Origin of the sequence: Hymenobacter sp. BT491 (genome assembly GCF_014349165.1) — a bacterium.
GTDB lineage: Bacteria > Bacteroidota > Bacteroidia > Cytophagales > Hymenobacteraceae > Hymenobacter > Hymenobacter jejuensis.
Window position 1 is genome coordinate 1 of record NZ_JACSJJ010000005.1, and the last position, 16,110, is coordinate 16,110.

Annotated in this window: 9 protein-coding genes and 3 tRNA genes; 5 read left to right on the top strand and 7 right to left on the bottom strand. The window is 54.3% G+C overall.

Features of this window, described 5'->3' with window-relative positions:
* Positions 1-896, bottom strand: an 896-nt coding sequence (locus H9I52_RS19850) for a HAMP domain-containing protein (protein ID WP_262386154.1), incomplete at its 3' end; no start/stop codon positions are given.
* Between the two features lie 340 nt (positions 897-1,236).
* Between H9I52_RS19850 and topA the strand changes: the two genes are divergently transcribed.
* From topA to H9I52_RS19870, 4 genes are all read left to right on the top strand, one after another.
* A complete protein-coding gene (gene topA, locus H9I52_RS19855; RefSeq protein ID WP_187455297.1) occupies positions 1,237-3,699 on the top strand; it encodes a type I DNA topoisomerase in 2,463 nt (820 codons plus the stop codon).
* 173 nt (positions 3,700-3,872) lie between these two features.
* Complete coding sequence (locus H9I52_RS19860) at positions 3,873-4,580, top strand: SIR2 family NAD-dependent protein deacylase (RefSeq protein WP_187455298.1); 708 nt, start codon at positions 3,873-3,875, stop codon at positions 4,578-4,580.
* 220 nt (positions 4,581-4,800) lie between these two features.
* Complete coding sequence (locus tag H9I52_RS19865; protein WP_187455299.1) at positions 4,801-8,547, top strand: hypothetical protein; 3,747 nt, start codon at positions 4,801-4,803, stop codon at positions 8,545-8,547.
* A 174-nt stretch (positions 8,548-8,721) separates the two neighbouring features.
* Positions 8,722-9,705: a Ppx/GppA phosphatase family protein gene (locus H9I52_RS19870; protein WP_174805805.1), complete on the top strand. Its 984-nt coding sequence runs from the start codon at positions 8,722-8,724 to the stop codon at positions 9,703-9,705.
* 14 nt (positions 9,706-9,719) lie between these two features.
* Here the strand turns inward: H9I52_RS19870 and ppk1 are convergent, their stop codons facing one another.
* The 5 genes from ppk1 to H9I52_RS19895 form a co-directional block, all read right to left on the bottom strand.
* Entirely contained in the window at positions 9,720-12,044 is a 2,325-nt protein-coding gene (gene ppk1 / locus H9I52_RS19875) for a polyphosphate kinase 1 (RefSeq protein WP_262386155.1), read from the bottom strand.
* 56 nt (positions 12,045-12,100) lie between these two features.
* Positions 12,101-12,481 (bottom strand): RidA family protein, encoded by a 381-nt coding sequence (locus H9I52_RS19880; RefSeq protein ID WP_187455300.1) that lies wholly within the window; start codon positions 12,479-12,481, stop codon positions 12,101-12,103.
* An 87-nt stretch (positions 12,482-12,568) separates the two neighbouring features.
* On the bottom strand, positions 12,569-14,545 hold the full coding sequence (gyrB, locus tag H9I52_RS19885; protein WP_139517560.1) for a DNA topoisomerase (ATP-hydrolyzing) subunit B: 1,977 nt from the start codon (positions 14,543-14,545) through the stop codon (positions 12,569-12,571).
* 362 nt (positions 14,546-14,907) lie between these two features.
* Positions 14,908-14,984: transfer RNA gene (locus H9I52_RS19890), tRNA-Arg, on the bottom strand.
* Positions 14,985-15,091: 107 nt separating this feature from the next.
* Positions 15,092-15,165 (bottom strand) — tRNA-Pro (locus H9I52_RS19895).
* 443 nt (positions 15,166-15,608) lie between these two features.
* Between H9I52_RS19895 and H9I52_RS19900 the strand changes: the two genes are divergently transcribed.
* Positions 15,609-15,881, top strand: a complete 273-nt coding sequence (locus H9I52_RS19900; RefSeq protein WP_187455301.1) for a hypothetical protein — start codon at positions 15,609-15,611, stop codon at positions 15,879-15,881.
* A gap of 94 nt (positions 15,882-15,975) precedes the next feature.
* Here the strand turns inward: H9I52_RS19900 and H9I52_RS19905 are convergent.
* Positions 15,976-16,063 (bottom strand) — tRNA-Ser (locus tag H9I52_RS19905).
* Positions 16,064-16,110 lie beyond the last annotated feature (47 nt).

Below are 16,110 nucleotides of genomic sequence, written 5' to 3' on the forward strand. Positions count from 1 at the left end.
CGGGTTACCTCGCCGGCAAACAGGTTGAGCGAGTCCACCATCTGGTTCAGGTTCTGCTTGAGTTGCAGCAGCTCGCCCTTCACGTCCACCGTAATCTTTTGGGTCAAGTCGCCTTTGGCTACGGCGGTGGCTACGTTGGCAATGTCCCGCACCTGACTGGTCAAGTTCGAGGCCATCGTGTTCACGTTATCCGTCAGGTCTTTCCACACGCCACCTACATTCGGAACCGACGCCTGACCACCGAGTTTGCCTTCGGTGCCTACCTCCTGCGCCACGCGGGTTACTTCGCCGGCAAACAGGTTGAGGTTGTCGATAGTCTTGTTGATGGTTTCGGCCATCACTTTGAAGTCGCCCGATACCGGAATCTGGAAGGTTTCGTCCAGGTTGCCTTTCGAGATGTTCTTCAATACTTTGCCTACTTCCAATACCGGTACGGCAATGCTATCCACCAAGCCGTTGATATTGTTAATCATGTCGCGCCAGAAGCCCGACGCGTTTTCGGCTGAAGCACGGGCTTTCAGATTGCCCTCTACCCCAGCAACCTTCGAAATGCGCGACACTTCCCCCCCTACACCACCGATCATCTCCACCATCGAGTTGTAGGCTTCGGCGATTTCGGCGAAAATGTCGTCGTTCTGCTTAGTCAAACGCACCGATACGTCGCCTTTCTTAAAGGCATCGAGCGCGTAAAGCACGCGGTTGAGCTGCTCATTAATATAATCGGCATCCTGCGTAGCTCCTGACCCCCGCGCAATACCTCGTTTCCGGGTAATGTCGGCGCTGGTACGCGAGCCTGCAGGCAGCGCGGTACTCGCAGAAGAAATCGGAGTTACTGGAGCAGCCGGCGCAGTGGAATCCGTGCTAGCGGTGGTTTTGGTAATTTTACCTGAAGCCATACAAAGGTAGAGTTGCGAAGCCTCCTGAAAGAGACGTTGCTTTTAACCGGAAGGGTGGATAGGGTGGTTTCCGGACTTACAAAGGTAGTAAATATGACTTTGAAGTTTCGTGCAATTTGTAGCACTTCCCAAACGAATAATGTGCGCTCTAGTGAACCTCTTGGCGCAAAATAGCCGTTCTCGAAACCTATTGCCTTGGTTTCTCCTTACATATAAATAGGAACCGGATACTGCCACAACGGATTATTCCATCATCTTTGCGGCAAAATTCAACTTTTGTCAGCGCCAGGTCGTTTCCCTACTTAATCGAGTCACCGTATACTGCCGCTAGCCCCTGCTTATGGTCAAAAATTTAGTCATCGTGGAGTCCCCCGCTAAAGCCAAAACCATTGAGGGGTATTTGGGGCAGGACTTCATTGTCAAATCCAGCTTCGGGCACGTTCGAGACCTTCCCAAAGACAACAACGCCATCGACATCGCTAATGGGTTTAAGCCTACTTATGTAGTATCGCCGGATAAGCGTGAAATTATTGCGCAGTTAAAAAAGCTAGCCAAAGAAGCCGAAACCGTCTGGTTGGCAAGTGACGACGACCGCGAGGGTGAAGCCATTTCCTGGCACTTGGCCGAAACGCTAAACCTGAACGACTCCAAAACACGGCGTATTGTCTTTCGCGAAATCACCAAAACCGCAATTCTTAATGCCATTGCTTCGCCGCGCGAGATTGACCTGAACTTGGTCAATGCGCAGCAGGCACGGCGCGTGCTCGACCGCTTGGTAGGCTTCGAACTCTCGCCCGTACTCTGGAAAAAAGTAAAAGCCGGCTTGTCGGCAGGCCGCGTGCAATCGGTGGCGGTGCGCCTGGTAGTAGAGCGTGAGCGCGAAATCAGCCAGTTCAAAACTTCATCTGCCTACCGCGTGACGGCGCGTTTCGATGCGGGCCGGGGCGCTGTGCTCGAGGCCGAACTGCCCACACGCTTTAAAGTACAGCAGGAAGCATACGATTTTATAAGTAATTGCATATCAGCTACTTATAGCATAGATGCTTTAGATAAAAAACCTGGCAAACGCTCGCCTGCGCCGCCTTTTACCACGTCAACACTCCAGCAGGAGGCCTCGCGCAAACTGGGCTTCTCGGTGGCTCAGACGATGAGTGTAGCGCAAAAGCTCTACGAAGCCGGTAAGATCAGCTACATGCGTACCGACTCAGTGAATCTGTCGCAGGATGCACTGGCCGCTGCCAAGGAAGAAATCAGCCGCGCCTACGGCCCGGAATATGCCCTCACCCGGCAGTTTAAAACCAAATCGGCCTCGGCGCAGGAAGCCCACGAAGCCATTCGCCCCACGGATTTTGCCTTGGTCAAAGCCGGCTCGGATTCGGCCGAGCAGCGCCTCTACGACCTGATCCGGAAGCGGGCCATGGCCTCGCAAATGGCCGATGCCACAGTTGAGCGCACGGTGGCCACCATCGGCATCAGTACGATGCCCGGTACGCCGCTTACGGCTACTGGTGAGGTAATTACGTTCGAAGGCTTCCTTAAAGCCTACAGCGAATCGAAGGACGATGATGAGCAGGACGGCGAATCAACGTTTTCGCGGGGGCTGCCTCCGCTTACCGTCGGCCAGCAATTGCCGCTTCAGTTGCTGCGGGCTACCGAGCGTTTTGCGCAGCCACCAGCTCGCTACACAGAAGCTTCGCTGGTGAAAAAGCTGGAGGAGATGGGCATTGGCCGTCCTTCAACTTACGCGCCCACTATTTCAACCATTCAGAAGCGCGGCTACGTCGAAAAGGACACGCGGGAAGGCAAGGAACGCAAGTTCCATGTTTTGACGCTCGAAGGCGACCAGGTAAAAACCGAAGCCAAAACGGAAACTTTTGGGGCTGACAAAGCCAAGCTCTTTCCGACAGATACCGCTATGGTCGTCAATGATTTCTTGGTGGAGCACTTCCCCATTATCATTGATTATCAGTTTACTGCGAAAGTAGAGGGCGAGTTTGACCTGATCGCTAACGGCAAGGAAGAATGGGGCAAAATGCTTTCAGACTTCTACGGCACCTTCCACGAAACTGTGGAGCGCGGACAGGATATTGAGCGCAGCACCTTGGGCTCGACCCGGGAAATCGGCATGCACCCCGAAACGGGCCAAAAGATCACGGCGCGCCTGGGTCGTTTTGGCCCCTACGTGCAGATCGAGCCCAAAGAGGGCAGCGAAGAAAAGCCTGTGTATGCCAGCTTACGCAAAGGTCAATTCATTGAGAACCTGACGGTTGATGAGGCACTTGAGCTGTTCAAGCTCCCGCGCATCATTGGGCAGTTTGAGGAAAAGGACATGACGGCGGCTATTGGCCGTTTTGGCCCTTACATCCGCCACGACAGCAAGTTCTATTCGCTCACCAAGGAGCAGGACCCGCATGCCATTACGGCCCCCGAAGCCATCGAGCTCATCGAAGCCAAGCGGAAAGCCGATGCCGAACGCCTAATCAAGGAATTCCCAGAAAGGCCTGATATTCAAATACTTAATGGTCGCTTTGGTCCTTACATAGTGGCAGGCAAGAAAAACGTTAAGATTCCGAAAGGCGAAGAGCCAAAAGACCTGACCCTGGAGCGCTGCATTGAGCTGGCTGATGCCACGCCCGACAAACCCGGCAAAGGTCGTTTCGCCAAAAAGGAGAAACCCGAAGCCGATGCGCCGGCCAAAACCGCAGCCAAAAAACCAGCGGCCAAAAAGTCTGCTGCGAAAAAGCCCGCCGCTAAAAAACCGGCTACGGGAACTGCAAAAAAAGCCACCGCAAAAGCGAAATAATCGGTTTTCATTCATTAAAAAGGCCGCTCCTGCTCAGGATCGGCCTTTTTTGTTGTCCTTCTGCAAGCGATGATGCGTAAGCGATGGCGCGTGGCACGCATCTGAAACCGAAGAGACGTGCGCCAAAACCAACCCCGAGACACCTAGGTTATCTACCTGAAAAGTATACCGTTATGTCGTTTGCTTCTTCCAAACCGAAAATTGTTGTTCTCACCGGCGCGGGCATCAGCGCCGAAAGCGGGCTGGCCACCTTTCGCGGCTCCGATGGCCTGTGGGAAGGGCACCGGGTAGAAGATGTGGCCTCGCCCGAAGGCTGGGCACGCAACCCCGAATTGGTGCTCGAATTTTACAACCAACGGCGTAAGGCCGCCCGGGCCGCCCAACCCAACGAAGGACACCGGGCGTTGGTGGCGCTGGAGCAGTCTTTTGAAGTGGTTGTTGTAACGCAAAATGTCGATGATTTGCACGAGCGCGCGGGCAGCAGTCATGTCATTCACCTGCACGGCAAGCTGTTCGAATCGCGCAGTACGCGCTACGAAGAGCTGGTGTACCCGATGACCACCGACCGCATCGAGCTGGGCGATTGCTGCGAAAAAGGCCACCAGCTACGGCCCAACATCGTTTGGTTTGGCGAAGCGGTACCGCTGATGGAGCGTGCTATTGAGGAGGCTGCTACCGCTGCTCTTTTCATGGTGGTGGGCACCTCGCTGCAAGTATATCCGGCCGCTGGCTTGGTAAATTATGCGCCTTCTGGTTGCCCGATTTACGTAATCGACCCTACCCAGCCCCCGCTCACCACCCGGCGCAATGTGCACTTCATCGCCGAGCCCGCCAGCCTGGGAGTGCCGCGGGTAGTGACGCAGCTGTTGGCTGAAGCCTGATCTTGCTCCTTATAAATACCAAAAGATATATATTCAATACTTTCTTGTAGTATATTGATTATCAATTCATTGTAGAAAGCAGCCAAATACTCCTTGCGTTCAGCTGCCCCCTTTCCGCACCGCACAGCTTTTATCAGCGTAGCCCTCGGAATTAAATAACTAAATCTCCAAGGGATTTTTGCCCGTAAGCAAGCTTTCGATTCCTGACTGTTCTAGCTCTATGCGCATTTTTCCACGCTATTTGCTGCTGGCTGGTTTGTTGTTGGCAGCTACCCTTCCGGGCCAATCACAATCTACTCAGCCGGCCCACACGGTTTATCTCCTTGGCAATACCGCCACCACTACCCCACCGCCGGCCCATCTGCAAAGCCTTCGACGTGCCTTAGAACAGGAAACGGGCTCCTTTACCGTCGTCCATTTGGGCGATATTGTGGGCAATGAAGGCCTGGGCAGCAAGAAAGACTCGAGCAGCTCCGACGAAACTGCGCGCATCGATGCGCTTATCGGGTTGGTGAAGGGCCTGCCGAATGGCCGCCTGTATTTCGTGCCTGGCGATAAAGACTGGGCCAATTCCGGCCCCGAGGGCTTGAAGCGCGTCAAACGGCTCGAAAAATACATTGAGAAGCAACTCCCCGACCAGAATGCCTTCATGCCCACTGGCGGCTGCCCTGGCCCCGAAATCGCGGATGTGGCTCCTACTGTGCGACTTGTGGCCATCAATACCCCTTGGTGGACGCACCCCTACGACCGCCCCGAAGCGCCGGATACAGATTGCAAGACCCTGACTAAAGAAGAGTTTCGGGAGCAGCTCCAGGACGTGCTCGACGACACGAAAGGTAAAAACGTGCTGCTCGTGGGCCATCAGCCAGTGGTTAGCAACGGCATCTACGGCGGGCGTATGCCGTTGAGCCGGCATCTGTTTCCGTTCGGGGACGGTGTGCCGCTGCCCGTTTTCGGCACGCTGTACGCGGCATATCGCCAAAACGTGGGCACGCCGCGCGACATGGCCAATCCGGCGTATCAGGCCTTCAGCAAGGAAATGCTGAATACGCTTCAGGAGAATCCTGGAGTGGTATACGCCGCTGCCCACGACTACAGCTTGCAGCTCACCCAACTCAAAAACAACTACCATTTGGTGGCGGGCAGCTTCGCCGAAAGCGAGCATGTAGGGGCCAACGCCCAATCACAATTCAACGAATCGGCTGAGGGATATTCGAAGCTGGAATACTTCGCCGACGGCACCGTTAAGGCCTATTTCTATACGTTCGACAAACAAGCGGGCGTCCCCAGGCAGGCCTACGAAGCCACACTGTTCCAGTCGGCCTGCACCGAGCCGCGCCTGCCCAATGTGCCTGTCAATGAGTTCATTCCCGAATGCCCGAGCGCTCCGCAAGGCGTAGCGGAATCAAAACCCGACGCCCCCTTCCAGCCGTCGGTTACGGTGGTTCCGGGCCCGCAATACAAAGCGGGAGCAGGCAAACGGTTTTGGCTCGGGCCGCTTTATCGGTCTTCGTGGACGCAACCCGTCACGGTTTCTACGCTGAATTTGAACGCGGAAAAAGGCGGTTTACGACCCTTTGGCAGAGGGGGCGGGCGTCAGACAACGTCGCTTAAGCTGATCGCGGCCGACAGTTCCGAGTACGTCTTCCGCTCCGTTGACAAAGACGTGACGCGCATTCTGCCCCCGGAACTGCGCAATTCTGTAGCGGCCGATGTCTTGCGCGATATCACGCCGACGGCCCACCCCTATTCGGCGCTCGTCGCGGGCTCTTTGCTCGACCAGACGGATATACTGCACGCCCGGCCTCGGCTTTTTGTTCTGCCTGATAATCAAAAGCTTGGTCCTTATCGCAAGGAATACGCCGGATTACTCGGCACGCTGGAAGACCGCCCCGTCGATCCAAAACCCAACCTGCCCGGGTTTGGTAACGCCGACGAGGTACGCCGCTCCTTCAGCTTCTTCCGGCAGCTTTACAAAGACCATGATAATCAGATAGATGCCTTTGCGCTCGGCAAAGCCCGGGCTTTTGATATGCTCGTGGCCGACTTCGGCAAGCACGAAGACAACTGGAAATGGGCCGGGTATAAGCAAGGCAACAAAACCGTTTACCGCCCCATTCCGCGCGACCGCGACCAGAGCTTTACGCTGTGGAACGGCGTATTGACTTACCTCGCCAACCGCGAATGGGCCGTGCCGAGCATCGAGGATTTTCAGGCCAAATTCCACGATATGGAAAGCCTGAACTGGCCCGCGCGCCACCTCGACCGCTTCTTGCTGCAATCGCTTTCACGCGAGCAATGGCAGGAGATCGGGCGCTATATGCAGGAAAAAATGACGCCGGCCGCCATCGATCAGGCGACCGCAACCCTGCCGGCAGAGGTGCAGAAAATCTCGGGTAACGACCTCAACCGCAAGCTAAAAGCCCGCATCCAAGAGCTTCCCAAAGCCCTCGACGAATACTATTTGCTGCTGGCCAAACGCGTGGACGTCGTGGGTTCCAACAAGAGCGAGGTCTTTCAGGTAGATCGGCAGGCCGATGGCAATGTGCGCGTGCGCATGTACGACAAAGCCAAAGGCAGCGATCAACCCGACGGCGACCCGCTTTTCGACCGCACTTTCAAGCCCAAGGAAACCGACGAAATCAGCCTGTATGGCCTCGGCGACGACGATATTTTTACCGTTACGGGCGCGGCACGACACAGTATTCTGGTGCGCATCATTGGTGGGGATGATAAAGACAAAATCACCGACGAATCGCAAGTAGCTGGTCTTCGGACACTTACCAAAGTCTACGATGTACCGACGACTGAAATGAAGCTGAGCAAGGAAAGCGACAACCACACTTCCGCTCGGCCCGATATCAACCGCTACGATCGCGAGGCGTTCGAATACGATGGCTACAATCCGCGCGGTGCTATTACGTATAACCGCAACGACGGCTTTGGCATCAGTGCCGGCTTCGACATCGTGAGCCAAGGTTTCCGCAAGCCGAACTACAAAAACCTGTATGGCTTCGACGTGCGCGGCTCTTCCAACGGCAATTTTGAAGTGGCCCTGAACACGCGCCATCGCTACGCCATTGGTAAGTGGGACATCGGCGCCCGCACTGAGTACGGCAACTTCTTCCAGTATTACAACTTCTTTGGCATCGGCAACAATACCCAAAAGGACCAGGACTTGTACGACGACAAGTTCTATAAGGCTCGCTATAAGGGCTTTACGCTGGCCGCTTTCACCGAGCGCACGTTCTTCAATCGCAGCCTTTTCCGCTTCGGGCCGACTTACGAACAGTATACCACCAACTACAGCACCCAGAGCTACCTAGGCCAACTCCAGCAGCAACCGCCGCAGTCGGATGTTGTGCAGCCCAATACTGGCTTCCAACGCCTGATTGGCCTTAACGCATTGTTTGACTTAGACTTACGCGACCGGCAGCTATTTGCACGCCGCGGGGCGCGCCTGCGGTTGCAGCACGATACCTATCACCAGCTCAACCGGGGCAAAACCAATTTCGGGCTCACGCAAGGTTTCGCCGAATACTACGGCACGGCCCGCCTAGTGATACCCGTAACGGCCGTAGTAAAGGTAGGCGGCGCCAAAAACTACGGCAATCGCGACGAGATTCCATTTTACAAATACACCAGCCTAGGCTTGCGCGAGGGCCTGCGCGGCTACTACCGCAACCGCTTCACCGGCGACGCCAGCGCGTATATCAACACCGAGGTTCGACTGGCCTTGGGACGAGCCCAAACGGCTTTTCTGCCTTTTTCCTACGGCATTTTTGGTTTCTACGACCGTGGTCGGGTGTACTTCCGCGGCAACTCTCCTGGCGGATGGCACGAAGGCTACGGCGCAGGCTTCTTCCTCGCTCCTGTTTCCGACCAGTACGCGCTATCGGTTTCCTACCAGAAATCAAAAGAAAATGGCCTGATCCAGTTCGGACTTGGCTTTCGTATCGATCAATAGTTCAAATAGTTATCATTCACACAAAAGGCTGCACTCACTCAAGCGCAGCCTTTTGTGTACAAAGCCATACGTAGAGCAAAAAGCGGTATTTTCAGTTACTTCCTGCGTGGTGGAGCTACCCTGCTTTCTTTAAACCTCTATATTTGAACTTCCTTTCACCATATCGCGCAACACATGGAATATCCCCTGCTGAAACTGGCTGCTATCGATATTGGGTCCAATGCAGTACGATGCCAGATTTCGGCGGTGTTGATGTTTGAAGGAAGGTATCGCCTGAAGCGCGTCGAGTACGTGCGCTACCCCATGCGGCTAGGCGAAGACGTATTTGCTACCGGCCGGCTTTCCGAAGCCAAACAAGAGAAATTCTTCAAGTTTCTGAATTCCCTGAAGCTGCTGATGGAGGTGCACGACGTGGCGCATTACCTCATCTGCGCTACTTCGGCCATGCGCACCGCAAGCAACGCGCCTGAGCTAGTCGAACGCATTCGGCGGGAGTTGGGCATGGAAATCCAAGTGATTAACGGTCAGGCAGAAGCGGCGTACATCAACCGCGTAATAGAGCAGCTGCTCGAAGACAACAAGCACTACCTGCACATCGACGTAGGCGGCGGCAGCACCGAGTTCAACATTTACCACGACCGCCGCAAGGTGGCATCGCAATCCTTCGAAGTGGGCTCGATTCGGCGGATGCAGCAGGAAGAAACCGGCCTCGGAACAGAGGCGCTCAACGGCACGTGGGAGCGCATGGAAGAGTGGGTAAAAGAGAACGCCCGGCTTTACCACGTGACGCGCGCCATCGGGACGGGCGGCAACATCAACAAGATTTACAGCCTTTCGCAACCCTCACTGGATAAGCCCATTACGCGCCGCCGCATTGCCTCCATTCTCAATCAGTTGAAAGGCATGACCATGGACGAGCGCGTAAACGTGGCCCTGCTCAACCCCGATCGTGCCGACGTCATCATTCCGGCTGGCCAGATCTATCTGTCGGCCATGGAGTGGGCGCACATCAACACGATGCTCGTGCCCGATATCGGTCTGAAAGACGGCATGTTACAGACGCTCTTCGAAGATCACTTCGAAGAAATCAGGCCTGTAGCCGACCACTCGATCGGCACGCCGTTCTTGGCCATGCAAGCCCGCTCCGATATGGAGTAACACAGCCCAGCGGCCTAACCATTGGCAGCGGGCAAACTCTCAATGCCATCTGCCATGTCAGTGGAGGTTGCGAGTTCGGGCTCCGGGTTTTCCATTTCTGCTTCCGTCACGTCGTCAGCTTCCTCGTCGTTGTGGTCGTGATCGCTGGCGGCGCTGGGCACACTAACGGCTGCGGCGCCATCCATTTGATTACGAGCCGCTTGACTGTAAAGCAAGTCTAGCAATCCTTCCGGCGTTGCGGCGGCTAAGCGTTCTTCGTCGCGGCGGTAGAAGTCGCGGTGTACGTTTACCACGGGTTCGTCGGTAGCGGGCCAGCGACGCACGTATGCGCCGTCTTCGCGCATGGTGTACGTATTCTGATTGTCCAACAGATTGAGCATCAGAATACTGATTGCTTCCCGCTTCAGCTGCGGGTTGACGATCAGAAACAACGCTTCGATGCGACGGTCGAAGGAGCGCACCATGATGTCGGCGGAGCCAGCGTACACTTTCGGCTGGCCGCTTTGGTGAAAGTAGAACAAGCGCGAGTGCTCCAGAAACTCACCCACAATGCTGTGTACCACAATATTTTCGCTCAGCCCCACACGTCCCGGACGCAGGCAGCAGATGCCCCTTACAATGAAGCGAATGGGCACACCGGCCTTGGAAGCGCGGTAAAACTCGTCGATTAACTCCTTGTCTTCCAAGGAGTTCATCTTCATCACAATGCCGCTGGGCAAGCCTTTCTTGGCGTTGCGCACCTCCTCCCGGATCAGGTGGATGAGCTGCTGGCGCATGTCTTTCGGCGCCGTGATAAGGTATTCATAATCATCGGGTTGTGAATGCCCGGTGATTACATTGAAGAATTCCGACACGTCGTGTCCGTACACGTCGTTGGTCGTGAGCAGGCTGATATCGGTGTAGATGCGTGAGGTTTGCTCGTTGTAATTGCCCGAGCCAATGTGTACGTAACGCGTCACCTTTTCGCCTTCCTTCCGGATGATCATCAGCATTTTGGTGTGCGTCTTGTACTTCGACACGCCATAAATGACAAAGCACCCGGCTTTTTCCAACCGGGCCCCTTCCCGAATGTTGCGCTCTTCATCGAAGCGCGCTTTGATTTCAAACAGCACCGATACGTGCTTACCATTTTCAGCCGCTTTGAGCAGCGCCGCTGTCACGCGCGAGTCGTCGGCAAGGCGATAAATGGTCTGTTTGATGCCCAAGACATGCGGATCTTCAGCCGCCTGCTCAAGTAGGCGCACCACCGGTTCGATGTTGTTATACGGGTGATGGAGCAGCACATCGTGGTGCTTGAGGTATTCGAAAAGGTTCTCTTCGGCACCTTCAGGCAGGCTCAGGGGTGGCACTGCAGACGGCTGTTTGGCCGCTTTGCCCCGGAAATTGGGGTGCTTCAAAATCTGGAGCACCCCGCGCATATCCATTAATGAATTGATAACAAACACGTTACCGTTATCCACTTTCCAGCGCTCCTTCAGCACCGTCATGAGCAGCGTGGAAGCACCTGGGCCTACTTCCAGCCGCACGACGCGGCCTTTCTTGCGGGTTTTCAGACCCAGCTGAATTTCCTTGATAAAATCAACGTCGATGTCATCCGACTCTTCCAGCGTAAAATCGCCGTTGCGCGTGATGCGGAACAAGTCGGCCGATGCGATTTCGACGTTGCGAAACAGCTTCGGCAGGTTGGCCCGCACGATGTCTTCGATGGGCACAAAAATGACTTTGTCTTTGCGCGTAAGCTCAAAGAAGCGCGACAGGTTCTGCGGAATCTGCACAAACGTGAGGCGCTCTTGCCCTTTCTCCATCTCGCTGTCGGGGCCAGTGCGCGTCACCACGCCAAAGATGAGCATCTGGTTCATCATCAGCGGAAAGCCGTGGTACGAGTCGTACACCATCGGCGTGAGCAGCGGAAAAATCGTGTTTTTGAAGTAGCCGTCGGCCTTTTTGAGCTCCAGTTCGGTGAGCTCACTCATTTGCAGAATATTGAAGCCGTTCTTCTCAAACTGGGGCTTCAATTCATTCAAATACGTGATAGACTGATCGTTAACAAAACGATGTGCGAAGTCCAGCAGCTTACGCCGAAAGGGCAGCTCCCGTAGCCCCGAGTAATCGACCCGCTCCTTACCGTAATCCAGGTAGTTGTACAGCGACCCCACCCGGATCATGAAAAACTCATCCAGGTTCGACGACGTGATGGCCATGAACCGCAGCCGATCGAACAGCGAGCGCGACGTATCCTTGGCCTGATCGAGCACGCGATAGTTAAAGCGCAGCCAGCTAAGGTCGCGGCTGATATACTTGCTTTTGCGGATAAGATCGGCAGACTTGAAGAGTTTCATAACGGAGCGGAAAATCGGGGTAAGATACGCAGCCCGAACGCTGCGAAGAATATAATTTAGGAAGGAATAATGGCAGTAGCCTCGATTTCGACCAACAGGCGCGAGTCAATCAGTGCACGTACTTCTACCATCGTGCTCACGGGCCGGATCGAGCCGAACACTTCGCCATGCGCCCGCCCAATGGCTTCCCATTGGGTAATATCGGTGGTGAAGATGCGAGTTCGCACGACGTCCGACAGGGTTGCGCCGGCTTCCGTGAGGGCAGCTTCTATCTTCTGCAGAATGCGCTTGGTTTGGCGGTAAGCATCGCCCCCGGCTACCGAATCGCCATCCTGCGCGGTTGTGCCGGCCACTTCCACCACATTGCCCACACGCACGGCCCGCGAATAGCCTACGATGGGTTCCCAAGGAGTTCCCGAAGAAATGTTTTGTCTCATGGCTGAAAGAAGTGGTAGGCATACCGACAAAAAAAGCTCGCCGGAGCGAGCTTCTTTTGTTAAGGATAAACAGTAGCGCGCACAGACTTATACGTCAAGCTTGGCGTACTTGGCATTTTTCTCAATAAACTCGCGGCGAGGCGGTACTTCGTCTCCCATGAGCATAGCGAACAAGTGATCGGCTTCGGCAGCCGATTCAACGTCCACGCGCTTCAAAGTGCGGGTATTGGGCTGCATAGTCGTCGTCCAGAGCTGTTCGGCGTTCATTTCGCCTAAACCCTTGTAACGCTGCACGTTAACAGTCTCAGGCTTACCGCGACCCATTTCGTCCTGCGCTTCTTGGCGCTCCTGCTCAGTCCAGCAATAGCGCTCTTCTTTGCCACGCTTCACTAAGTAAAGCGGCGGCAAGGCGATGTAGATGTAGCCTTTGTCGACCAACTCGCGCATGTACCGGAAGAAGAACGTCAGGATCAGCGTCCGGATGTGCGAGCCGTCGATATCGGCGTCGGTCATGATGATGACCTTGTGATACCGCAGCTTATCCAAGTTTAGCGAACGGGTGCTGCTGCCGTCGTCCTCATCGGTCTTCTTCTCGAAGCTCACGCCAAGGGCCGTGATCATGTTGCGAATTTCTTCGTTCTCGTAGATGCGGTGCTCCTGGGCCTTCTCCACGTTCAGGATTTTACCGCGCAACGGCAGAATGGCCTGAAAAGCACGATTGCGGCCTTGTTTGGCAGTGCCCCCGGCCGAGTCACCTTCTACGAGGTACAATTCGCAAATCTCCGGATCTGACTCGGAGCAGTCGGCAAGCTTGCCGGGCAAGCTATTCGAACCAAGTACCGTTTTGCGCTGCACCATTTCACGGGCCTTACGAGCCGCGATGCGCGCTTTGGCTGCCAAAATCACCTTTTCGATGATGATGCGGGCCTCTTTGGGGTTTTCTTCGAGGAACTGGTTCAGGATTTCGCCTACTACCGTGTTCACCGCGCCGCTTACGTCGGAGTTGCCAAGCTTGGTTTTGGTCTGACCCTCGAACTGAGGCTCCTGTACTTTCACGGAGATAACAGCCGTGAGGCCTTCCCGGAAGTCGTCACCCTGAATCTCCACCTTAGCTTTTTCCAGCATACCCGACTTATCGGCGTAGGCTTTCAGCGTCCGGGTGAGCGCCGAACGGAAGCCCGCTACGTGCGTGCCGCCTTCGATGGTGTTGATGTTGTTGACGTAGCTGAAAATATGCTCTTGGTACGAATCGTTGTACTGCAAAGCCACTTCAACCGGCGTCCCACCCTTCTCGTTGATAACATGAATGGGGTTGGGCATCAACACCTGACGACCGCTGTCGAGGTATTGCACAAATTCGCTTAGGCCACCAACCGAATAAAATTCTTCGCCCAAGAAGTTGCCATCGGCATCTTTCTCGCGGCGGTCGGTAAGGATGATGCGAATGCCTTTGTTCAGATACGACAATTCGCGCAGACGCGAAGCAATCGTTTCGAACTTATACACCGATTCGGTGAAGATGGTATCATCGGGCAAGAATTCTACTTCCGTACCGTGCTCGTCGGTATCGCCGATTTCCTTCACCGGATACTGTGGGAAGCCAATCTTGTATTCTTGCTCGTAGATATGACCGTTGCGGCGCACCGTCACTTTCAAATCCTTGCTCAGTGCGTTCACACAGCTTACACCTACGCCGTGCAAGCCACCCGACACTTTGTACGAATCCTTGTCGAACTTACCGCCGGCGTGCAGCACGGTCATGACCACTTCCAGCGCCGAGCGACCTTCTTTCTGGTGAAAGTCGACGGGAATGCCCCGGCCGTTGTCACGGACGGTAACGGAGTTGTTTTCGTTGATGGTTACTTCGATGCGATCGCAATGCCCGGCTAAGGCTTCGTCAATGGAGTTGTCCACAACTTCCCACACGAGATGGTGCAGTCCTTTGATGCCGGTGTCACCGATATACATCGACGGACGCTTACGTACGGCTTCGAGTCCTTCGAGTACCTGTATGCTGTCGGCCGAGTATTCGGCAGGTGCTTTTTTCTCTGTGATTTCGCTCATATGTTGCCTGTATATTCAGCGCAAATGTTAGTATACAAAGATACCGAAATTATTTGGTTTTTGCCACGTTTTGCGGCATTTTGGCTATGTTAACGCCTGAAAACCAGTCGGATTTACGCTTCCTTCACAACATCATTTTCTCTGCTCTGATTCAATTATAATCAGGGTGCATTGTTCAGGTGCTGTAGGCAAGCGCAGCGCCCTTTTGCTAGCCTCGATCACCGAAGGCTAAAAGCAAACAACTGGGCCAAGCAAGCTCCCGTCGACCCCGAAATGCTTTTAAAAAAGGGGTTCCAAAGAGCCGACAGCGCGGCACAGGCCACAACAAGAAAAGCCACTTCGCGAAGTGGCTTTTCTTGTTGTGGTACCCCGTAAGAGATTCGAACTCCTGACCTACTGCTTAGAAGGCAGCCGCTCTATCCAACTGAGCTAACGAGGCCTAATTCTAGGATGGCTAATGTAGTAAGAAACCTAACAGCTTACAAAAAAAGGCCTCTCACTTAGCGTAAGAGGCCTTTTTTGAACTAAGGGCAAAACCCTGAAACGTCGGGGTGGCAGGATTCGAACCTACGACCTCCTGCTCCCAAAGCAGGCGCGATACCGGGCTACGCTACACCCCGAAAACCTCCTTGCAAAGAAACGATAAGCGGTCTTGACCGTGCTCTTTGCCTTTTGGTGGCACAAATGTAGAAAATACTTTTGGAACGAAGCGCAAGTTTTTTTGAGGATTGGTGTCCAATACTGGGCTGTTGAAGATATGTTCAGGCCCTAAAGAACACAGTATCAATAACTAGGGGCGCTGTAAAAAATCTTCACCCTTGCTTAAAGGCCTCCCTAGCCAATCTGTGCACTCCTAGCGCTTCTCCCTGCCCCAACACATGAAATAATACGTTCAAGCAATATTATAATCTATTGACTGTTAAGCATTTATATAAATATTGAAATTTATTGCATGCACAATTCAGGAGGGTGTGCGCTCGAATTTAAGGGACTACAATCGGCTCGACTATATGAGGCTGCGTATAAGTAAAGTCCATCTACTTTAAACCCTTATAAAGCTGCTATGGAGCCTACACCTCAGCCAAAGCCCTTTGCCCCAACGCCGGATACTCCTAGAGTTGGACCCGAAACCCCTGAAAATACAGTTGACCCCAGCAACGAGCAACCAGCGGATAGTCAGCCGGATCGAAGCCCAAGTGCGCGCGAGCAACCAGCGGACACACCCGTTAGCACGGAGCCAGATGCAGATGCTGACCCTTCTGTTGACACGGATGCCAGTTCGGATACCGAAACCGACCCCGGTGCAAGTGCTACCAACGACGCTCACCCGCTTTGATGTTGCAAGCTTTGCCCAACACTTTTGGAATTAGCTGCAAATGCAAAAAGCCCCGGATGCTACTTGTGTAGCATCCGGGGCTTTTAAACTTATGCGGAGAGAGGGGGATTCGAACCCCCGGTAGCCTTTAGAGCTACGGCAGTTTAGCAAACTACTGGTTTCAGCCACTCACCCATCTCTCCAGATGAGGCCTCTTCCGGCCGAAGAGTGCGCAAATATACAACTAGAA